This window comes from Streptomyces scabichelini, from assembly GCF_011045015.1.
In the GTDB taxonomy this organism is placed as follows: domain Bacteria; phylum Actinomycetota; class Actinomycetes; order Streptomycetales; family Streptomycetaceae; genus Streptomyces; species Streptomyces scabichelini.
In genome coordinates this window covers 1-19,998 of sequence record NZ_JAAKZY010000189.1, presented here as the reverse complement: position 1 = coordinate 19,998, position 19,998 = coordinate 1, and the positions used below count along the sequence as shown (strand labels likewise).

Sequence of the window (19,998 nt, the reverse complement as noted above, 5' to 3'; positions counted from 1 at the left end):
GCCGCCCAAGCCCCGCCGGCCCACCCGCATCCCCCGCGGCATCAACGAGCGCCGGCTGAGAGAGAAGAAGGCGCGGTCGGACACCAAGCGGGGGCGCTCCGGGCGCAATTGGGGATAGGGAGCGACCGTAGCTGTCACATCCGTCTCCCGCGGTCCGTCATCTCACTGACGGACGCCACGAGGAGATGTGACGGATGAGAGAGTACGAATTCCCGACACCCGCGTCGGAACAATCGGAACAAAAAGCGAGCCAATTTCTCGCCGAGCAATTCGAAACCCACCGAAGTCACCTGCGCGCCGTCGCCTACCGAATGCTCGGTTCCCTCTCCGAAGCCGACGACGCACTTCAGGAGGCCTGGCTCAAGGTCGGCCGGTCGGGCACGAGCGGCGTCGAGAACCTGGGCGGGTGGCTGACGACCGTGGTCGGCCGGGTCTGCCTGGACATGCTGCGCACCCGCCGCGCCCGGATCCGGCACGAGGAACCCCTGGGCGTACGCATGCCGGAGCCGGTCGTCAGCAGCACGAACGGTCTCGACCCGGAGCAGGAGGTCCTCCTCGCCGACTCGGTGGGCCTCGCCCTGCTCGTCGTCCTGGAGACCCTCACCCCCGCCGAACGGCTCGCCTTCGTCCTGCACGACCTGTTCGCGGTGCCGTACGAGGAGATCGCGCCCGTGGTGGGACGTACGCCGACCGCTGCCCGTCAGCTCGCCAGCCGGGCCCGGCGGCGGGTCCAGAGCGGCGCCCCGGCTCCCGACACTGACCTCGCCCGGCAGCGGGAGGTCGTCGACGCCTTCCTGGCGGCCGCGCGCGAGGGCGACTTCGACGCGCTGGTGGCGATCCTCGCCCCGGACGCGGTCGTACGGACCGCCGGCGTGGTCGTACGGGGTGCGGAGGGGGTGGCAGCGGGGGCACAGGCGGGCGCGCGGCTGGGCAAGGCCGGTCGGCCCGCCCTGGTCAACGGGGTCGCGGGCATCGTGGTCGTGGACAAGGGGCGCCCGGTCAGGGTCCTGGCGTTCACCGTTGTCCACGACAGAATCGCGGCCATCGACATCGTCTCGGAACCGGAACTGCTCGCCGGCCTCGACCTCACGGTCCTGGACGAAAGCGCTCCGCTGGAAGAACGGTGATTCTGCATCAACGTGCGGCTCCGCCGCGGGTGCGGGCCGGTGGGGGCTGGTCGCGCCCACGCGGCGGAGCCGCACAGTGTCACAGCCCCGCGCCCCTTACGGCGCGCGGGGCCGCTCGGGCCTAGCCCAACTGCCGGTACCGCCCCCGGAAGTACGCCAACGGCCCCCCGTCCGCGCTCGGCACCGAAGCCGTCAGTACCCGTCCGATGACCAGCGTGTGATCGCCCGCGGGCACCCGCTGCTCGGTCCTGCACTCCAGGGTCGCCAGGGCGCCGCGCACGAGCAGCGCCCCGGAGGCCTCTCCGCGTACGTACGGAATGTCCTCGAAGAGGAGACGGTCGGAGATACGGCCCTTCATGGCGAAGCGGCCCGCGATGTGGCGCTGGCTCTCGGAGAGGACGGAGACCGCCCACAGGGGTTCCTCGTCGAGCAGGTCGTCCATGCGGGAGCCCTCGCGCAGGCTGACCATGACCAGGGGCGGGTCCAGGGACACGGACATGAAGGACGTGGCCGTCATGCCCACGTCCTCGCCGCCCGGCCCCTCGGGATCCAGCGCGGACTCGTGCGCGGTCACCAGCACCACGCCCGCGGCCAGCCGGGACATGGCGGCACGGAACTCTTCGTCACTCACCCCATCAGCATGCCCGTCAGGGGAGGGAACCAGGGGCACGCGTGGGGCGCGAGGAGGCTTCAGCACGGGAAAACGCTAGTCTCCGCGCGCCGGTCGGCGCATCGGACCAACGCCCGAGCCGGGTCCTAGGACCGACGTCCCATCCGGCGTCACATCCGGATGCCCGGTAACCTCACAGACTCCGCAAAATTGCGCTCAGTAAGCGCACGGTGAAAACACAGAAACTCTACTCAATTGCTCACCTTCAGTTGTGACTTGAGTCACAGGAGCCATATTTTGTTGACCCTGTGTACCGAGTGGGCAGCGCGCTGTGATTCAGTGGCGGGGACGCTGCAATCGATAGGTGATCAGTAGTCGACGAGTAGGCGATCAGTACAGACGAGAAGCCTGGATAACTCTGGAGTTGCTGTCGAGGTCTCGGGGAGAGCGAGCATGGAGACCGAGTCGGAGCCGTACGTCCGTCTTGCGACCCTGCGGCAGCTGCATCAGGTCATGGCCGACATGAACACGGCACGCAGTCTGGCCGACACACTGCAGACCGTCGCCGACGGAGTCGTGACGGGCCTGGGCTACGAACTGGCCGCCGTCAACCTCGTACGCCCCGACGGGGACCTCGTCGTCGCCGCCTTCGCGGGCAACTCCGCGGCCGAGGCACTCATCACAGGCCGTGTCGGCTCCCGAGCCTCCTGGGAGCGCCGGCTGAGCATGGGCGAAGCCTGGGGCGACCTCCGTTTCATACCGCACACCGAGGGCTGGATCCTCGACGACGACGACGTCCCGCAGTGGTACACCGACGGCCCCCCGCCCCGCTTCGAGGACGAGTGGCACCCCTCCGACCGCCTTTTCGCGCCCATGTACACGCCCGGCGTGCCCGGCGGCGCCTGCGGCGAGCTGATCGGCGTGCTCGCCGTGGACCGCCCGCGCAACGGGCGGCGCCCCGGCGCGTGGGGGCGCGAGGCGCTGCAGATGTACGCGTTCCAGGCGGCCATCGCGATCAGCAACGCCCGGCTCAGGGCCAACATGCAGCGCGCCCTCGTCCGCCTGGAGCGCGAGCAGCAGGCCCTGCGCGCCAGCGAGGAGAGCTTCCGCCAGGCCTTCGAGTACGCGCCCTCCGGCATGGCCATCGCCGAGATGGGTGGCGACCAGCACGGCCGCATCCTGCGGACCAACGACGCGCTGTGCCGCCTCCTGGGCCGCCCCGCCTCCGCGATGCGCCGCTACTCCTTCTCCGACCTGGTCCACCCCGAGGACATCGGCACCCTGCTGCGTACGTCCGCGGAGGGAGGGCGCGCCGAACTTAGGCTCGGGCGCCGGGACGGGACGTACGTCTGGGTCTCCCTGCGCAACAGCGTGGTCGCGGACGCCACCGACGGGCCGCGCTTCCTGCTCACCCACGTCGAGGACATCGAGGAGCGCAAGCGCCGCGAGCTCCAGCTCGCCCACCGCGCCTCGCACGACTCGCTCACCGGCCTGCCGAACTCCGCCGAGCTGCGCGCCCGGCTCTCCGCCCGCCTGTGCAGCCGCCCCCAGGCCGTGCCGCCAGGACCGGTGGACACACTGGACGCGGCCTACGCCCAGTACAGCGAGTACGGAGACCACAACGGAGCACCCGCGTACGACGTGGACGGGCACGGCTTCGACTTCCGGCCCGGTCCCGAGGCGTTCGACGCGTACGACCACCATGTGCACACCGTCGCCCCGGACGGGGAGACGGACGACGGCACGAAGGGGCTCGCCGTCCTCTTCTGCGACCTCGACGGCTTCAAGTCGATCAACGACCGCTTCGGGCACAACGCGGGCGACTCGGTGCTGATCGAAGTGGCGCGACGCCTGAGCAGCGGCGTACGGGACGGGGACACGGTCGCGCGGCTCGGCGGCGACGAGTTCGTGGTCCTCGCCGACGGGCTCGGCCGGGCCGACGCGCAGGACCTCGCGGTCCGGCTGCGCAACGAGATCATCCAGCCGATCCGGGTCGACGGCCGCGCGATGCGCGTCGGTGCGAGCTTCGGCATCGGGTGGGCACATTGCGGCATGACTGCGGACGAAGTGTTGAAGTCTGCTGACGAGCGGATGTACGTAGAGAAACGGTCTCGTCCCAAAGCCCATCGGCGGGCAGGCTGAGCCGCAGGTCAGGGGGGCAGTGCGAGCTGAGTCACCCGTTTGGGCCGCGTGGAGCGGGTAGGCTCGCCCTTCTAATCAGCTATCGCATCTGTACCGCACCCGTTGAGGAGTACCTAGGGATGACGCCCGGCAACAACGGCGCGAGCACGCCCGAGGACGACGACCCGTTCGGCTATCTGTACGCCGACGGCCAGGCCGCCGGAGCCACGCCGCCCGATGGAGGCGGCGGCTACGGCTACCCCGGCTCGGTCAACCGGGTGCGGCCGGTCGGCGAGCGCCAGTACGGCCAGCAGGCCCCGCAGGCCCAGACCGCGCAGTACGCGCAGGCTCCGTCGCAGCAGGGGCAGCAGGGGCAGCAGGGGCAGCAGGGTGCGTACGGGCAGCCGCACTACCAGGCGCCCGAGACGTTCCCCGGCGGCGCGCCCACGACCCGCGTGCCCATGCAGGGCGGCGGCGGCCGTGGCCGGGGCCCCAACACGAAGGGGCTCCTGATCGGCGCGATCGCTGTCGTGGCGGCAGTCGTGATCGGCATCGGCGTCGCGATGCTCGGCGGCGACGACGGCGATGACACGGGCGGCAGCGCGGCGGGTTCGACGCCGACGGCCGCCGACAGCGTCCAGCCGAGCGAGACGGCGTCGAAGCCGGCCCAGGACGACGTGAAGCTGCCGGAGATCGACGCGAAGGCGCTGAAGCTCGAGGGTGGCGCGGCGACGGCTTCCGACGTCGACGGTGCCAGTGCCGCGGGCGGTACGTATGTGCAGGGGCTCAACGCGGTCGGATCCCAGGTCACCTGGACCGTCAACGGCATCCCCAAGGACGGCATCTACACCCTCTTCGCGGGATACAGCGCGGCCGGCGAGGACCAGGAGATGACGCTCACCGTCAACGGCAAGCCGTTCGGCAGCAAGCTGAACCTCGGCAACTTTGCTCGTGCCGAGGCGGGGGACTTCGAGAAGGGCTGGACGCAGACGTATGCGTGGCCCTCGCTCAACAAGGGCACCAACACGATTTCTTTGTCCTGTCAGGACGGGGACAAGTGCGATGTGCTCTTGGATCAGATGTGGCTCAAGGAAGGCCAGGTCAAGCGGTAGCGCTTCGCTTGAGGCGGGTTGTCGCGTGCGGGTTCGTTGTGGCTGGTCGCGCAGTTCCCCGCGCCCCTAGAGGGGCGCCTATGCCCGGCCGTGCTTGAACAGTTGCCCTTACGCTGCGCTCGCCTCGCTCGTCACCGTTACCTGCTCCAGCAAGGTCTCGTACACCCTGCCGTCGAACTCGCCCGCCGTCGGTGCCAGTACCGTCGCCGTCGACAGGGCCACCGCGCGGGTCAGCCTCTCCGGCCACGGCAGGCCCTCCACCAGAGCCGACAGCAGGCCCGCGACCGCCGAGTCGCCCGCGCCCGTCGGGTTGCCCTCGACCGGGCGGGGCGGGGTCGCTCGCCAGTGGCCCTCCGCGTTGAGGGCCAGGAGGCCGTCCGCGCCCAGGGAGGCGACCACCGCGTGGGCGCCCCGGCGGCGGGCGTCCCGTGTCGCCTGTACGGGCTCGTGGGAGCCGGTGAGTTCGGCGAGTTCGTCGGTGTTCGGTTTGACGATGTCCGGGCGGGCGGCCACTCCGCGGCGGAGGGGTTCGCCGCTGGTGTCGAGGAGGACGGGGACGTCGGACGCGCGGGCGGTGCGGATCAGCTGGGCGTACGCGCCCACCGGCACCCCGGGCGGCAGGCTGCCGCACAGAGCCACAGCGGAGACGGAGGGCAGCAGCTCCTCGTACGCGTCCTGGAACGTCGACCACTCCGCGGGCGTGACGACCGGGCCCGGTTCGTTGAGCTGCGTGGTGTCGCCGGTCGTGTCGTCCACCACGGCGATCGTGCGGCGGGTGCTGCCCGCCACGGGCACCAGCGCGTCGGTGACGCCCGCGACCCCGGTCAACTGGTCCCGCAGCGCGCGCCCCGTCGCGCCGCCCGCGAAACCCGTGACCGTCACCTCGTGGCCGAGGGCCGCGAGCACCCGGGCCACGTTCAGGCCCTTGCCGCCGGGCCGTTCGGTCACCTCGGTCACCCGGTGCGAGGCGTGCGGGCGCAGGGCCGGTACGCGATAGGTGATGTCGAGAGCGGTGTTCAGTGTGACCGTGAGGATCACCTGGGGACCTCCCCCGCGTACGGGCTTGCCTTGTCCGGATGACCGATCATGCCAAAGAGATGGCGGTCGGCCCAGTCCCGCAGGCCAGCCGCCCGCCTCAACAAACGGCGGAATCAGCCCAGTTGGGGCTCAACCACCCATTCGCCCCGGCGCATCACGCCCTTCAGGGCGAAGTCGGCGTCCAGGATCACCAGGTCCGCGTCCTTGCCCGGTTCCAGCGAGCCGACCCGGTCGTACAGGCCGAGCAGCCTGGCCGGGGTGGCGGAGACGGCGGTGACGACGTCCTCGACGGGCAGCCGGTCGACGGTGACGCCTCGCTTGAAGGCCCGGTCCAGCGTGAGCGTCGAGCCGGCGATGGAACCGCCCTCCACCAGTCGCGCCACACCCTCGCTGACCTCGACCTCCATCGGGCCGAGCATGTACCGCCCGTCGCCGAAGCCCGCCGCGTCCATCGCGTCCGTGATGAACGCCACCCGGTCCGCGCCCGCGTGGTGGAACGCGAGCTGGAGGGATGCCGGGTGCAGGTGCGTGCCGTCGTCGATCAGCTCGACGATGATCCGCTCGTCCTCCAGCAGGGCCGCGATCGGGCCCGGCGAGCGGTGCCCGAGCGTCGGCATCGCGTTGTAGAGGTGCGTCGCCACGGTGGCGCCCGCCTCGATGGCCTCGACCGTCTGCTCGTACGTCGCGTCCGTGTGCCCGATCGCCGCGATCACCCCGTGCTCCGCGAGGAGGCGTACGGAGTCGACGCCGCCCGGCAGTTCCGTGGCGAGTGTCACCATCTTGGCTTGGCCGCGCGCCGCGTCGATCAGCTTGCGCACCTCCGCCGGGTCCGGGTCGCGCAGCAGTTCCTCGGAGTGCGCGCCCTTGCGGCACGGCGAGATGAACGGCCCCTCGAAGTGGATGCCCGCGATGTCGCCCTGCTCGGCCAGCTCGGAGAGCAGTCCGGCGCGCTGGGCCAGCGCGTCCATGTCGCCGGTGACGGTCGACGCCACGACCGTCGTGGTGCCGTGCAGGCGGTGCGTGTGGACGCCCTTGAGGACCTCCTCGACCGTCCCGGAGGTGAAGGACGCGCCTCCGCCGCCGTGGTTGTGGACGTCGATGAAGCCGGGGACCAGCCAGTGGCCCGACACGTCCAGCACTTCGGCGTCCGCGGGGGCGCTCCCGGCGATGCGCGCGCCGTCGACGATCACGCGGCCGCCGTCCACGATCCCGGTGGGCAGCACCACCTTGGCACCGGCGAAAATTTTGCAGCGCGCTCCGCGGGAAATGCCGGAGGAGACCTGCGGGCCGTCTGTGGCTTGCCGCGCAGTTCCCCGCGCCCCTGACGGGGCGCGGTACAGCGACTGACTTCGCCGATTCCGCTCAGGGGCCATCAGGGCGTTACCTCCGGGGAGTCGTGAGTGGCTGATTGTCGGGGTCGGGTATCGGTGGAGAGCAGTTCCCAGGCCAGCAGGCCGGCGCCGAGGCAGCCGGCCGTGTCGCCGAGTGCCGCCGGGACGACGGACGGCAGCTTCTGGAAGGTCACGCGGCGCTCGACGGCGGCCCGTAGCGGTGTGAACAAGGTTTCCCCCGCCTCGGCGAGGCCGCCACCGATGATCAGGGTGCGTGGGTCCAGCAGAGTGAGCGCGGTGACCAGCCCGTCGGCGAGCGCGTCCACGGCCTCCTGCCAGACCGCCAGCGCCCTGGGGTCCCCGGATTCCACGGCTTTCGCGCAGTCGGCCGCGTCCGCGTCGGGATCGCCGGACGCCTCGGCCCAGGCCGCGCTGACCGCCGACGCCGACGCGAACCGTTCCAGACAGCCGCGCTGTCCGCACGGACACGGGGTTCCCCCGGGCCGTACGACGATGTGGCCGATCTCGCCCGCGAAGCCGTGCGCGCCCGCCTCGACGCGGCCGTCGATGCCGATCGCGCCCGCGATCCCGGTGCCGAGCGGCACGAACAGGAACCGGTCGGAGCCCCGGCCCGCCCCGATCCGGCCCTCGGCGAGCCCGCCGGTGCGCACATCGTGCCCGAGCGCGACAGGGATGCCGTGCAGCCGTTCGCTGAGCAGATCCCGCAGGGGTACGTCGCGCCAGCCGAGGTTGGCCGCGTACACCGCGATGCCCCGCTCGGCGTCCACGATGCCGGGGACGGCGACGCCGACGGCGGCCGCGGGCTCGCCGAAGTGGCGTTCGCCATACGCGTGCAGCTCGGCCGCGAAGCCGAGGATCGACTCGACCACGGCGTCGGGGCCACGCTCCCGGCCCGTGGCGCGGCGGGCCTGGTGCAGCACGCGGGGGCTGGGTGTACGCGGCGGCAGCCGCTGATCAGCACTGGCCACAGAAGCAGTACTGGCCACAGAAGGCACAGCGCCGTCGGCCCCTATGAGGGCGGCCTTCATTCCGGTGCCGCCCACATCGAGGGCGATGACGTGTCTCACGAGATACAGTCTCGCCCCTCACCCCACGAGAGGTCTAGTCCACTCACGTACTGTAGACCTTGGCATTCCGGTTTCTTAGACCTTCAACTTCCTTCAACTTCCTTGACGGGTGCGACAGACAGGGGCAAACAGCGGTGCGGCGACGAGTGACAGGATTCATCTCGATGGTGTCCGCGCTGGGCATGACCGCGGCACTCAGCGGCTGCGCCGGCGGCGGCTCCGGTGACTCCCAGGACGCCACACTCACGCTGGTGGCCGCCGACTACGGCGACTCCGATGCGAACAGCTCCCAGAAGTACTGGGACCAGCTGGTCGAGGAGTACGAGAAGAAGAACCCCGGCATCAAGGTCGAGGTCAGCGTCTACTCCTGGAACGACGTCGACGCCAAGGTCAAGCAGATGGTCGCCGACGGGAACGCCCCCGACATGGCGCAGATCGGCGCGTACGCCGACTACGCCGCCAAGGGCCAGCTCTACGAGGCCGCCGAACTGCTCTCCATACCCGTCCAGGCCGACTTCGTCTCGCGGCTCGCCGAGGCGGGCGAGGTCGACCGGGTGCAGTACGGCATGCCGTTCGCCTCCTCCACGCGGCTGCTGTTCTACAACAAGAAGCTCTTCGCCGACGCCGGCCTCACCCCGCCGAAGAGCTGGAGCGAGCTGGCCGCCGCCGCCCGGGTCCTCAAGTCCCGCGGGGTCGAGATCCCGTACGCGCTGCCCCTCGGACCCGAGGAGGCCCAGGCGGAGACCCTGATGTGGCTGCTGAGCGGCGGCGACGGCTACACCGGCAGCGTCGGCTCGTACGGCCTCGACTCCGACCAGAACATCAAGACCTTCGACTGGCTCAAGAACGAACTGGTCGGCAAGGGGCTCACCGGCCCGACCGCGCCCGGCAAACTCAACCGTGCCGATGCCTTCGCGGCGTTCACGCGCGGCGAGGTCGGCATGCTGAACGGTCACCCCACGCTCATGAAGGCCGCCGAGAAGAAGGGCGTGAAGTTCGGCATGGTGCCGATGCCCGGCATCAACGGCAGGGCCAAGGCCACGATGGGCGTCGCCGACTGGATGATGGCGTTCAAGCAGAAAGGTCACGCCGAGGAGATCGGCGACTTCCTCGACTTCGTGTACAGCGAGAAGAACGTGCTCACGTTCTCCCACGAGTACGACCTGCTGCCCGTGACCAGTTCCGCCTCCGAGGCGATGGCCGAGGACAAGAACGACAAGGATCTCGACCCGTTCCTGTCCGAGCTCCCGAACGCCGAGCTGTATCCCGTCGACAAGACCTCATGGGCGCAGGTGAGCGCCGACATCAAGCAGCAGATCGGCAAGGCCGTGGGGCCCAATGCCAGGCCTTCGGCGATTCTCGGGCAGTTGCAGCGGGGCGCTTCCGCTGCGGAGAACGCGGAGTAGTGCCTAAGAGCTCGGGGCCCGGTGTTGTGTGGCGGGTGCGGGGCCGTTGTGGCTTGTCGCGCAGTTCCCCGCGCCCCTAAAGGGAGGGCCTGCGGCCCCCCTTTAGGGCGCGGTAGCGTGCTGCGCATGGCAGAGGAGCTGAGCCCGCTGGAGCTTGACGTGCTTGCGCTTGAGCGGCGGGGGTGGAGCAGTCCCGGGGCCAAGGAGCGGGCCATACGGGAGGAGTTGGGGATGGCGCCCGTTCGGTACTACCAGTTGCTTAACGCCCTCCTCGACGCCCCGCGTGCCCTGGCCCACGACCCGGTGACCGTCAACCGGCTGCGGCGCATACGGGACGCCCGCCGGGCCGAGCGCTGACGGACAGGACGGATAGGGTCGCCGTATGGGCAGCCAACCGGACTCCTCGCAGACGCCGATGCCGACGCCATTGCCGACCCCCGCGACCCCGGCGGGCCGGGACGGCCTCGACGCCATCCTCGCGCGGCCCGACCGGGCCGTCCTCGCCTTCGACTTCGACGGCACCCTCGCCCCGATCGTCCCCGACCCCGAGCAGTCCCGCGCCCACCCCGACGCGGTCCCGGCGCTCGCCGCGCTCGCCCCGAAGGTCGCGTCCGTGGCCGTGGTCACCGGCCGCCCGGCCGGCGTCGCGGTCCGCCACGGCGGCTTCGCGGGCGTGCCTGGCCTGGAACACCTCGTCGTCCTCGGCCACTACGGCGCCGAACGCTGGGACGCCGTCAGCGCCACCGTCAGCGCCCCCGCCCCCCACCCCGGCGTCGCCGCCGTCCGCGCCGAACTGCCGGGCTTCCTCGACGACATCGGCGCCTGGCGCGGCACCTGGATCGAGGAGAAGGGCCGCGCCGTCGCCGTCCACACCCGCCGCGCCGAGGACCCGCAGGTCGCCTTCGAAGCCCTGCGCGAGCCCCTCGCCGAGCTGGCCACCCGCCACGGCCTGATCGTCGAGCCGGGCCGCATGGTCCTGGAGCTGCGCCCGCCTGGCATGGACAAGGGCGTCGCGCTCCGCGAGTACGTACGCGAAATCGGCGCCGAGGCGGTGGCGTACGTCGGCGACGACCTCGGCGACCTCCCCGCGTTCGCCGCCGTCGAAGAACTCCGCGCGGACGGCGTCCCGGGCCTGCTGGTGTGCAGCGGCAGCAACGAGGTCACGGAACTGGAGAAGCGCGCGGACTTGGTCGTGGACGGCCCGGCGGGAGTCGTACGCCTACTCGCCGCACTGGCAGCACAGCTGAACCAGCAAAGCCCCTAAAAAAAGGCCGCAGGCCCCCTTTTTAGGGGCGCGGGGAACTGCGCGACCAGCTACAACGGCGCCGCAGCGTCCAACCGGCACCGGCCTACCCCGCGGCGCGCAGCGCATTCAGCTGGTCCAGGAACCACTGGGCCGGAGGAAGCGCAGTAGCCCCGGCGGCCAGCCGTTTCGTACGCTCGGCCCGCTCGTCGAGGGGCATCGTCAGCGCCTCGTGAAGGGCGGCGGCTGTGCCGACCACGTCGTACGGGTTCACCACAATCGCGTCCTCGCCCAGCTCCTCGTACGCCCCCGCCTCCCGGGACAGCACCAGCACGCACCCCTCGTCGGAGACGACCGGCATCTCCTTGGCGACCAGGTTCATCCCGTCCCGGATGGGGTTGACCAGGGCCACGTCGGCCAGCCGGTAGGCGGCCAGTGAGCGGGCGAAGTCGTCCTTCAGGTGGAGCAGGACCGGCGTCCAGCCGGGCGTTCCGTACTGGGAGTTGATCTCGTCCGCGAGCCGCCGCACCTCGGCCATGTAGTCCCGGTACACCGCCAGGTCCTGCCGCGAGGGATACGCGAGGGCCACATGCACGACGCGCTCACGCCACGACGGCTGTTCTTCGAGGAGATGCCGGTACGCCAGCAGCCCGCGCACGATGTTCTTCGACAGCTCCGTCCGGTCCACCCGCACGATCGCCTTGCGGGCGCCACCGTCGGGGGCCACGCCGATCTGCTCCCGCAGCGCGTCCATCCGCTCGTCCACGTCGCCCTCACGCGACCGCTTCCGCAGGAAGTCCGCGTCCGCGCCAAGACCGTGCACACCGATCCGCGTGCCCGACGGAATGCCGGGGCCCAGCACGGCGTGACAGCAGTCGGTGAACGCGTCCGCCCACCGCTGCGTCAGGAACGCGGCGCGGTCCGCGCCCAGGATCCCGCCGAGCAGCTGCGCGGCGATGTCGTCGGGCAGCAGCCTGAAGTACTCCGGCGGGGCCCATGGCGTGTGCGAGAAGTGTCCGATCCGCAGGTCGGGACGCAGCTCGCGGAGCATCCTGGGCACCAGCGTCAGGTGGTAGTCCTGCACGAGGACGGCGGCGCCCTGCGCCGCCTCCTCGGCCAGGGCGTCGGCGAAGGCACGGTTGTACGTCTCGAAGGACGCCCACTGCCGCCGGAACTCCGCGTCGAAGGCCGGCTCGAGCGGCGTCTGGTACAGCATGTGGTGGACGAACCACAGCACGGAGTTGGCCACGCCGTTGTACGCGTCGGCGTGCACGTCGGCCGGGATGTCCAGCATCCGTACGCCCTCTTCGCCGACGCCGCGCCGCACGGCCTCGCGGTCGCCGTCGCCGAGCGCGGAGCACACCCACAGGGCGCCGGCCTCCGGGCCGATCGCTGAGAGGCCGGAGACCAGGCCGCCTCCGCCTCGCTTGGCTTTGAGCGTTCCGGTCTCGTCCGTGGTGTACGAGATCGGTCCCCTGTTGGAGGCGACGAGGATCTGGGCTTGCGTTGATGCCATACGGCTCAACTTAGCCCAGGCTGGAACCGCTCAAACGTGCGCCTCAGCCGTATACAAGCTCGACGCGTGAGAGCTCGGCACGGGATGTTGTGTGGCGGCTGCGGGGCCGTTGTGGCTGGTCGCGCCCACGCGGCGGAGCCGCAAATTGATACAGCCCCGCGCCCCTGGGGGGATGGGCCTGCGGCCATCCCCCCAGGGGCGCGGTCGCTACGCCACCTTTCGTTCCGCGTACTCCTCGATCTCCGCCATCGGCGGTCGTTCCTCCGTGTCCACGGAGTACGTACGCGGTGCGAAGCCGGTCTCGACCCTCTCGAACTGGGTGATCCGCGGGCGCACGAGGTGGCCGCGGGCCAGTCGCAGCTGGGCCGTGCGGTAGATCGCGGCGGCCATGCGGCCCAGGGCCTGACCGTCCTGGTGGCGGTGTTTGCGGACGCCGACGTCGACCTGGGCGAGGGCGTCGAGGCCCACCAGATGCAGGGCGTCGACGAGCATGCCGAGCTCGACGCCGTATCCGACGGGGAACGGCAGCTGCTCCAGGAGGGAGCGGCGGGCCGCGTACTCCCCGCCCAGCGGCTGCACGAAACCGGCCAGCTGCGGCCAGTGCATGTTCAGGATCGGACGGGCCATGAGTTCCGTGACCCGGCCGCCCTGACCTGCGGCTGTCCTGCCGGAGGTGGGCTCGTTCGGCAGGTTCAGCGGGCGGTCGTACATCGCCTTGACGAGGTCGACGCCCGGTTCGGTGAGCAGCGGACCGACGATCCCCGAGACGAAGTCCGCGGAGAACTCCTTCAGGTCCGCGTCGATGAAGGCGACGATGTCCCCGCTCGTGACCAGCAGCGAGCGCCACAGCACCTCGCCCTTGCCGGGGACGGTCGGGATGCGCGGGAGTATCTCGTCCCGGTGCACGACCCGGGCCCCCGCCTCGGCGGCGACCTCCGAGGTGCGGTCCGTGGAGCCCGAGTCGATCACGACGATCTCGTCGACGAGGGGCACCTTCTTGGTCATCAGCTCGCGGCGGATCACGGCGACGATCTCGCCGACGGTCTCCTCCTCGTTGAGCGCGGGCAGTACGACGCTCACGGTGGAGTGGGCGGCGCGCTTGGCCGCGATGAGCTTCTTGAGCGGGCGGTCGCCAACGGACCAGGAGCGCGTGGTCAGCCAGCGCTCGACGTCTTCCAGCACGTGCGGCTCTCCCTTGCATTGGACTGGGGGGTTGCGTGTGCCCGCCGCGGCAGTGGGCTCTGATGTGACTGTGACTGTCATCTCGCGGTTCGGACGGCTGTCTCCACGATCCAGGCCTTCGGTTACAGTCTTGAACAACGCTGATGACCATCGCATGTCGCGGGTCGTCGAGCGGGCGACCACGTACGCACAGTGGACAACCGCATACTCACAATCGAATAGCGCTCATCCAGAGGGGCAGAGGGATACGGCCCGTTGAAGCCCCGGCAACCCTCCAGCCGGTTCTCGTACCGATCGATGGTGATCGGCTCCGCGAGGCTCCCGGCTAGTGAAGGTGCCAAATCCGTCTCACGGCGAGATGCGTCGTGAGGAAGATGAGGAGAAAGGGCCTCGCCTCACATGGCTGCGCAGACAGTTGCAAGCACCACGAACTCTGTAACCTCCGCCGACTCGGCGAACTCCACGGCCTCTGCGGCCCCCACGGACTCTGTAGACCTCGGTCCCGCCGCCGCGCTTTCCTGCCGCGAATGCGGCCACCGCGTGCCGCTCGGCCCGGTCTTCGCCTGCGAGGAGTGTTTCGGTCCGCTGGAGATCGCGTACGACTTCTCGGCGTACGACACCGAGGAACTCCGCAAGCAGATCGAGGCGGGACCCGCGAACATCTGGCGGTACGCGCCGCTGCTGCCCGTCCCCGCAGACGTGGCCCAGAAGCCGAACATCAACCCCGGCTGGACCAAGCTCGTCAAGGCCGACAACCTCGCGCGCGAGCTGGGCGTCGACCCCGGCAAGCTCTTCGTGAAGGACGACTCCGGCAACCCGACGCACTCCTTCAAGGACCGCGTCGTCGCCCAGGCCCTGGAGGCCGCCCGCGCCTTCGGCTTCACCACCCTCTCCTGCTCCTCGACCGGCAACCTGGCCGGTGCGGTGGGCGCCGCGGCGGCCCGCGCCGGCTTCCGTTCCTGCGTGTTCATCCCGCACGACCTGGAGCAGGGCAAGGTCGTCATGGCCGCGGTGTACGGCGGCGAGCTCGTCGGCATCGAGGGCAACTACGACGACGTGAACCGCTTCTGCTCCGAGCTCATCGGCGACCCGGCCGGCGAGGGCTGGGGCTTCGTCAACGTCAACCTGCGGCCGTACTACGCCGAGGGCTCCAAGACGCTGGCGTACGAGATCTGCGAGCAGCTCGGCTGGCAGCTGCCCGACCAGCTGGTGGTGCCCATCGCCTCCGGCTCACAGCTCACGAAGATCGACAAGGGTCTGAAGGAACTGATCGCCCTTGGGCTCGTCGAGGACAAGCCGTACAAGATCTTCGGCGCCCAGGCCGAGGGCTGCTCGCCGGTGTCCGTCGCCTACAAGGCGGGCCACGACGTCGTACGACCGCAGAAGCCGAACACCATCGCGAAGTCGCTCGCGATCGGGAACCCGGCGGACGGTCCTTACGTTCTCGATATCGCTCGGCGCACCGGTGGTGCCGTGGAGGATGTGAACGACGAGCAGGTCGTGGACGCGATCAAGTTGCTGGCGCGGACCGAGGGAATCTTTGCGGAGACCGCCGGTGGTGTGACGGTGGGCGTGGCGAAGAAGCTGATCGAGAACGGTCTGCTGGACCCGAGCCTCACCACCGTCGTCCTGAACACGGGTGACGGCCTGAAGACCCTGGACGCGGTGGCCGGCACGGGCCTGACCGCGACCATTCGCCCCAGCCTTGATTCGTTCCGTGAGGCCGGGCTCGCGTAAGGCGTCGTTTCCGACTGCGGGCCGGTGGGGGCTGGTCGCGCAGTTCCCCGCGCCCCTTGGGGGCGCTGCCCCTTCAGAGCCACCATCCATACCCGACCGGAGGTCACCCGCATGAGCGTGAACGTTCGCATCCCCACCATCCTTCGCACCTACACCGGCGGCAAGGCCGAGGTCGCCGCCGAAGGCGGGACTCTCGCCGAGGTCATCGCCGACCTGGAGAAGAACCACACGGGCATCGCCGCGCGTGTCCTGGACGACCAGGGCAAGCTGCGCCGGTTCGTCAACGTGTACGTGAACGACGACGATGTGCGGTTCGAGCAGGGTCTTGAGACGGCGACGCCGGACGGCGCGGGCGTCTCGATCATTCCCGCGGTCGCCGGAGGCTGATCATTACCGTCGGTAATGCCGGTCACTGAGAGTTCATCGAATTGCCCCCTCCGTGAGAGAAGCGGAGGGGGCAATTCTGTATGGTTGAGCGCGGTACAGTTGGGGAACTTGGTGCTTCTCCGGTCGGGATGCACGTGCATTTCTGCCTGACACCCGATAAGAAGTAGCCAAAGTGTGCAGGTCTTTTGCGTCTTTTGCTCCTTTTGTGGAGCCCGACTTGCCCTGCTCTTGGGTGAATTCTCCGTACATTCCGGATCGGCCATGCCCAGATTTCTCGTCCGATTGACCTGTTGCAGACGGCAGTTGGACAGATACATTCAGCCGCGGTCGACGCGTTCCGGCGCACACCCCCAACCGTTGGGGGGTGAGGTCTGACCCGGATCCGCGAAGTGTGGATCTGTGCAAGGGCCAGTAATAGGGGAGTTAGGCATGGCTCAGGGCACCGTCAAGTGGTTCAACGCGGAGAAGGGGTACGGCTTCATCGCGGTCGACGGTGGTGCGGATGTATTCGTCCACTACAGCGCGATTCAGATGGACGGCTACCGCACCCTGGAAGAGGGTCAGCGGGTCGAGTTCGAGATCTCGCAAGGCCAGAAGGGGCCGCAGGCGGACATGGTCCGCGTGGCCGGCTGAAGCGCGCGCCGACTGATCTGCAGCGACACGTTCTTCTTTAGAAGGGCTCGTACCTCCAGGGGTACGGGCCCTTCGGCATGCCGGTCGACCTTTGCCCGGCCGCGCTCCCGCTGCTCTCGGCGGTGCGCTCGCTCCCCGGGATCCGCTTGCACTCGGGTGGGGCGAGTGCTAATCATTGGCGTTAGCACTCTGAAGGTGAGAGTGACAACGAGGACCGGGTCGGTGAGGCCCGCAGGCCAAGTGGGGCAAGGAACCACGGGGCAGGCAGGCCGTCCGTCGCGGGCGCCAGCGCGGTCCGGAGCAATCCACCCCAGTCCGGGAGGACCACTTCACATGGCCAAGATCATCGCGTTCGACGAGGAGGCACGGCGCGGTCTCGAGCGCGGGATGAACCAGCTCGCCGACGCCGTCAAGGTCACCCTTGGCCCCAAGGGCCGCAACGTCGTCCTCGAGAAGAAGTGGGGCGCCCCCACGATCACCAACGATGGTGTTTCCATCGCCAAGGAGATCGAGCTCGAGGACCCGTACGAGAAGATCGGCGCCGAGCTGGTCAAGGAAGTCGCGAAGAAGACGGACGACGTCGCCGGTGACGGCACGACGACCGCGACCGTCCTGGCCCAGGCGCTGGTCAAGGAAGGCCTCCGCAACGTCGCCGCCGGTGCCAACCCGATGGCCCTGAAGCGCGGTATCGAGAAGGCCGTCGAGGCGGTCTCCGGTGCCCTGCTCGAGCAGGCCAAGGACGTGGAGACCAAGGAGCAGATTGCTTCGACCGCCTCCATCTCCGCCGCCGACACCCAGATCGGCGAGCTCATCGCCGAGGCCATGGACAAGGTCGGCAAGGAAGGCGTCATCACCGTCGAGGAGTCCCAGACCTTCGGTCTGGAGCTGGAGCTCACCGAGGGTATGCGCTTCGACAAGGGCTACATCTCGGCATACTTCGCCACCGACATGGAGCGTATGGAGGCCGTCCTCGACGACCCGTACATCCTGATCGCCAACTCCAAGATCTCCGCGGTCAAGGACCTGCTCCCGCTCCTCGAGAAGGTCATGCAGTCCGGCAAGCCGCTGCTGATCATCGCCGAGGACGTCGAGGGCGAGGCTCTGTCGACCCTGGTCGTCAACAAGATCCGCGGCACCTTCAAGTCGGTCGCCGTCAAGGCCCCGGGCTTCGGTGACCGCCGCAAGGCCATGCTCGGCGACATCGCCATCCTCACGGGCGGCGAGGTCATCTCCGAGGAGGTCGGTCTCAAGCTGGAGAACGCGACCATCGACCTTCTGGGCCGTGCCCGCAAGGTCGTCATCACCAAGGACGAGACCACGATCGTCGACGGTGCCGGTGACACCGAGCAGGTGGGCGGCCGGGTCAACCAGATCCGTGCCGAGATCGAGAACTCCGACTCGGACTACGACCGCGAGAAGCTCCAGGAGCGCCTGGCGAAGCTGGCCGGCGGCGTGGCCGTCATCAAGGCCGGTGCCGCCACCGAGGTCGAGCTCAAGGAGCGCAAGCACCGCATCGAGGACGCCGTTCGCAACGCGAAGGCGGCCGTCGAGGAGGGCATCGTCGCCGGTGGTGGCGTGGCCCTGCTCCAGGCAGCCACGGTCTTCGAGAAGCTGGAGCTCGAGGGTGACGAGGCGACCGGCGCCAACGCCGTGAAGCTCGCCCTGGAGGCCCCGCTCAAGCAGATCGCCGTCAACGGTGGTCTCGAGGGTGGCGTCATCGTCGAGAAGGTGCGCAACCTGCCCATCGGCCACGGTCTGAACGCCGCGACCGGTGAGTACGTCGACATGATCGCCGAGGGCATCATCGACCCGGCGAAGGTCACGCGTTCCGCACTGCAGAACGCCGCGTCCATCGCCGCGCTGTTCCTCACCACCGAGGCCGTCATCGCCGACAAGCCGGAGAAGGCGGGCGCTGCCCCGGCTGGCGGCGGCATGCCGGGCGGTGACATGGACTTCTGATCCGGTTCTCCGCCGGATCGGACCCGTCCGTCCAGTACCGAGGGCGGCATCCCTGTTCGCAGGGGTGCCGCCCTCGGGCGTTGCCTGAACCACAGATGCCTCAGCCACAGTTGCCTGAGCCACAGTTGCCTGGATCACAGTGAAGCCTGGCCGCGGGGTGGAATGCCGGTGGCGGTACGTCAGTTGATGCGTACGCGTATTGATGCGCATGCACATACTGTCCGGTATCCGATATTCCGTCCGCGAGGAGTCACACGTGACCGTCACCCCCTCCGCCACCCGAGCGTCCCAGGTCCTCTCCCGCCCCGTCGCCCTGAACGGCCTCACCGTCCCGAACCGGATCGTGATGGCGCCCATGACCCGGAAGTTCTCGCCGGGGGGCGTACCGGGTGAGGACGTGGTCTCGTACTACGCGCGCCGGGCCGCCGCGGGCGTCGGCCTCATCGTCACCGAGGGCACGTATGTCGGCCATGAGTCGGCAGGGCAGAGCGACGACGTCCCGCGCTTCCACGGTGAGGAGCAGTTGGCGGGCTGGGCGAAGGTCGCGGACGCGGTGCACGCGGCGGGCGGGAAGATCGTGCCGCAGCTGTGGCACATCGGCATGTCCCGGTCCGCCGGGGAGCCGCCGTACCCGGACGCCCCGGCCGTCGGCCCCTCCGGCATCCGCCTCGACGGCACGGAGGGCGCGGGCAAGGCCATGACGCAGGCCGACCTGGACGACGTGATCGCCGCCTTCGCCGAGGCCGCGGCCGCCGCCGAGCGGATCGGCTTCGACGGGGTCGAACTGCACGGCGCGCACGGCTACCTGATCGACCAGTTCCTGTGGTCCGGCACCAACCGCCGCGCCGACGAGTACGGCGGCGACCTGGTGGCCCGTACGAAGTTCGCGGCGGAGATCGTGGCGGCGGTACGCGCGGCGGTCTCACCGTCCTTCCCCGTCCTCTTCCGTTACTCGCAGTGGAAGCTGGAGGCGTACGACGCCCGTCTCGCGGAGTCCCCGTCGGAGCTGGAGGCGCTGCTGGCCCCGCTCGCCTCGGCCGGTGTGGACGCCTTCCACGCCTCCACGCGCCGCTACTGGCGGCCGGAGTTCGACGGCTCGGACCTCAACCTGGCCGGCTGGACGAAGAAGCTCACCGGCAAGCCGACCATCACGGTCGGTTCGGTGGGCCTGGACGGCGAGTTCCTCCGGGCGTTCGTGGGCGAGGGCTCGTCGGTCAGGGGCATCGACGATCTGCTGGACCGCTTGGAGGCCGCGGAATTCGACCTGGTCGCCGTCGGCCGCGCGCTGCTCCATGACCCGGAGTGGGCGGCGAAGGTGCTCGGAGGGCGGTTCGATGAGCTGAAGGCGTACGAGGCGGCGTCGCTGCGCACGCTGAGCTGACCGCTTGTTGTACGCCGAGGGCGGCGCCCTTTTCGGGGCGTACGCCATCGACGTACGGGACGGGCGGCTCGGCCAGGTCATGGGGCGCGAGGGCGGCTGCGTACAGCTGCGGCCGGTGGGTGGCGGG

General features: G+C 69.7%; 17 protein-coding genes, 1 pseudogene and 1 riboswitch. Of the genes and pseudogenes, 12 read left to right on the top strand and 6 right to left on the bottom strand.

Going from position 1 to position 19,998, the window contains the following annotated elements; translation table 11 throughout:
* Together G5C60_RS39150 and G5C60_RS39145 are read left to right on the top strand one after the other, a co-directional pair.
* Positions 1-118, top strand: a pseudogene (locus G5C60_RS39150) (aminoacyl-tRNA hydrolase); the annotation flags it as partial.
* A 76-nt stretch (positions 119-194) separates the two neighbouring features.
* The gene (locus tag G5C60_RS39145; protein WP_165266911.1) at positions 195-1,127 is read left to right on the top strand and encodes a sigma-70 family RNA polymerase sigma factor; all 933 of its coding nucleotides are present in this window, start codon (positions 195-197) and stop codon (positions 1,125-1,127) included.
* 121 nt (positions 1,128-1,248) lie between these two features.
* On the opposite strand, the gene G5C60_RS39140 is transcribed toward G5C60_RS39145, so the two are convergent.
* Entirely contained in the window at positions 1,249-1,758 is a 510-nt protein-coding gene (locus G5C60_RS39140) for a flavin reductase (protein WP_165266909.1), read from the bottom strand.
* A gap of 432 nt (positions 1,759-2,190) precedes the next feature.
* On the opposite strand from G5C60_RS39140, the gene cdgB reads away from it, so the two are divergent.
* On the top strand, positions 2,191-3,879 hold the full coding sequence (gene cdgB / locus G5C60_RS39135; RefSeq protein ID WP_165266907.1) for a diguanylate cyclase CdgB: 1,689 nt from the start codon (positions 2,191-2,193) through the stop codon (positions 3,877-3,879).
* A 119-nt stretch (positions 3,880-3,998) separates the two neighbouring features.
* Complete coding sequence (locus G5C60_RS39130) at positions 3,999-4,970, top strand: carbohydrate-binding protein (protein WP_165266905.1); 972 nt, start codon at positions 3,999-4,001, stop codon at positions 4,968-4,970.
* 108 nt (positions 4,971-5,078) lie between these two features.
* On the opposite strand, the gene G5C60_RS39125 is transcribed toward G5C60_RS39130, so the two are convergent.
* The 3 genes from G5C60_RS39125 to G5C60_RS39115 form a co-directional block, all read right to left on the bottom strand.
* Positions 5,079-6,008 carry a hexose kinase gene (locus tag G5C60_RS39125; RefSeq protein WP_165266903.1) on the bottom strand — a complete coding sequence of 310 codons (930 nt, stop codon included), beginning with the start codon at positions 6,006-6,008 and terminating at the stop codon, positions 5,079-5,081.
* 113 nt (positions 6,009-6,121) lie between these two features.
* Positions 6,122-7,252 (bottom strand): N-acetylglucosamine-6-phosphate deacetylase, encoded by a 1,131-nt coding sequence (nagA, locus tag G5C60_RS39120; RefSeq protein WP_338146056.1) that lies wholly within the window; start codon positions 7,250-7,252, stop codon positions 6,122-6,124.
* A gap of 128 nt (positions 7,253-7,380) precedes the next feature.
* The gene (locus G5C60_RS39115; protein ID WP_165266899.1) at positions 7,381-8,427 is read right to left on the bottom strand and encodes an ROK family protein; all 1,047 of its coding nucleotides are present in this window, start codon (positions 8,425-8,427) and stop codon (positions 7,381-7,383) included.
* Between the two features lie 134 nt (positions 8,428-8,561).
* On the opposite strand from G5C60_RS39115, the gene G5C60_RS39110 reads away from it, so the two are divergent.
* From G5C60_RS39110 to otsB, 3 genes are all read left to right on the top strand, one after another.
* Entirely contained in the window at positions 8,562-9,833 is a 1,272-nt protein-coding gene (locus G5C60_RS39110) for an ABC transporter substrate-binding protein (RefSeq protein ID WP_478503749.1), read from the top strand.
* 126 nt (positions 9,834-9,959) lie between these two features.
* Positions 9,960-10,190, top strand: a complete 231-nt coding sequence (locus G5C60_RS39105; protein ID WP_165266897.1) for a DUF3263 domain-containing protein — start codon at positions 9,960-9,962, stop codon at positions 10,188-10,190.
* A 25-nt stretch (positions 10,191-10,215) separates the two neighbouring features.
* A complete protein-coding gene (otsB, locus tag G5C60_RS39100) occupies positions 10,216-11,097 on the top strand; it encodes a trehalose-phosphatase (RefSeq protein WP_165266895.1) in 882 nt (293 codons plus the stop codon).
* Positions 11,098-11,182: 85 nt separating this feature from the next.
* On the opposite strand, the gene G5C60_RS39095 is transcribed toward otsB, so the two are convergent.
* Both G5C60_RS39095 and G5C60_RS39090 read right to left on the bottom strand, forming a co-directional pair.
* Positions 11,183-12,592: an alpha,alpha-trehalose-phosphate synthase (UDP-forming) gene (locus G5C60_RS39095; RefSeq protein WP_165266893.1), complete on the bottom strand. Its 1,410-nt coding sequence runs from the start codon at positions 12,590-12,592 to the stop codon at positions 11,183-11,185.
* Positions 12,593-12,799: 207 nt separating this feature from the next.
* The gene (locus G5C60_RS39090; RefSeq protein WP_165266891.1) at positions 12,800-13,774 is read right to left on the bottom strand and encodes a glucosyl-3-phosphoglycerate synthase; all 975 of its coding nucleotides are present in this window, start codon (positions 13,772-13,774) and stop codon (positions 12,800-12,802) included.
* 222 nt (positions 13,775-13,996) lie between these two features.
* A riboswitch (SAM riboswitch) is annotated at positions 13,997-14,155 on the top strand.
* An 18-nt stretch (positions 14,156-14,173) separates the two neighbouring features.
* Between G5C60_RS39090 and thrC the strand changes: the two genes are divergently transcribed.
* From thrC to G5C60_RS39065, 5 genes are all read left to right on the top strand, one after another.
* Complete coding sequence (gene thrC / locus G5C60_RS39085; protein WP_165266889.1) at positions 14,174-15,511, top strand: threonine synthase; 1,338 nt, start codon at positions 14,174-14,176, stop codon at positions 15,509-15,511.
* Positions 15,512-15,622: 111 nt separating this feature from the next.
* Positions 15,623-15,898 (top strand): MoaD/ThiS family protein, encoded by a 276-nt coding sequence (locus G5C60_RS39080; RefSeq protein WP_165266887.1) that lies wholly within the window; start codon positions 15,623-15,625, stop codon positions 15,896-15,898.
* A gap of 429 nt (positions 15,899-16,327) precedes the next feature.
* Entirely contained in the window at positions 16,328-16,531 is a 204-nt protein-coding gene (locus tag G5C60_RS39075; protein ID WP_003986833.1) for a cold-shock protein, read from the top strand.
* A 333-nt stretch (positions 16,532-16,864) separates the two neighbouring features.
* Positions 16,865-18,490: a chaperonin GroEL gene (gene groL / locus G5C60_RS39070; protein WP_165266885.1), complete on the top strand. Its 1,626-nt coding sequence runs from the start codon at positions 16,865-16,867 to the stop codon at positions 18,488-18,490.
* 256 nt (positions 18,491-18,746) lie between these two features.
* On the top strand, positions 18,747-19,871 hold the full coding sequence (locus G5C60_RS39065) for an oxidoreductase (RefSeq protein ID WP_165266883.1): 1,125 nt from the start codon (positions 18,747-18,749) through the stop codon (positions 19,869-19,871).
* The last annotated feature ends 127 nt before the right edge of the window (positions 19,872-19,998 follow it).

What these genes read in the sequence shown, in the direction of transcription:
- otsB (WP_165266895.1), top strand. Translation starts at nt 10,216, where the DNA reads ATGGGCAGCCAACCGGACTCCTCGCAGACGCCGATGCCGACGCCATTG.
- thrC (WP_165266889.1), top strand. Translation starts at nt 14,174, where the DNA reads ATGGCTGCGCAGACAGTTGCAAGCACCACGAACTCTGTAACCTCCGCC.
- groL (WP_165266885.1), top strand. Translation starts at nt 16,865, where the DNA reads ATGGCCAAGATCATCGCGTTCGACGAGGAGGCACGGCGCGGTCTCGAG.
- G5C60_RS39145 (WP_165266911.1), top strand. Translation starts at nt 195, where the DNA reads ATGAGAGAGTACGAATTCCCGACACCCGCGTCGGAACAATCGGAACAA.
- G5C60_RS39095 (WP_165266893.1), bottom strand. Translation starts at nt 12,592, where the DNA reads ATGGCATCAACGCAAGCCCAGATCCTCGTCGCCTCCAACAGGGGACCG.
- G5C60_RS39130 (WP_165266905.1), top strand. Translation starts at nt 3,999, where the DNA reads ATGACGCCCGGCAACAACGGCGCGAGCACGCCCGAGGACGACGACCCG.
- G5C60_RS39075 (WP_003986833.1), top strand. Translation starts at nt 16,328, where the DNA reads ATGGCTCAGGGCACCGTCAAGTGGTTCAACGCGGAGAAGGGGTACGGC.
- G5C60_RS39080 (WP_165266887.1), top strand. Translation starts at nt 15,623, where the DNA reads ATGAGCGTGAACGTTCGCATCCCCACCATCCTTCGCACCTACACCGGC.
- cdgB (WP_165266907.1), top strand. Translation starts at nt 2,191, where the DNA reads ATGGAGACCGAGTCGGAGCCGTACGTCCGTCTTGCGACCCTGCGGCAG.
- G5C60_RS39105 (WP_165266897.1), top strand. Translation starts at nt 9,960, where the DNA reads ATGGCAGAGGAGCTGAGCCCGCTGGAGCTTGACGTGCTTGCGCTTGAG.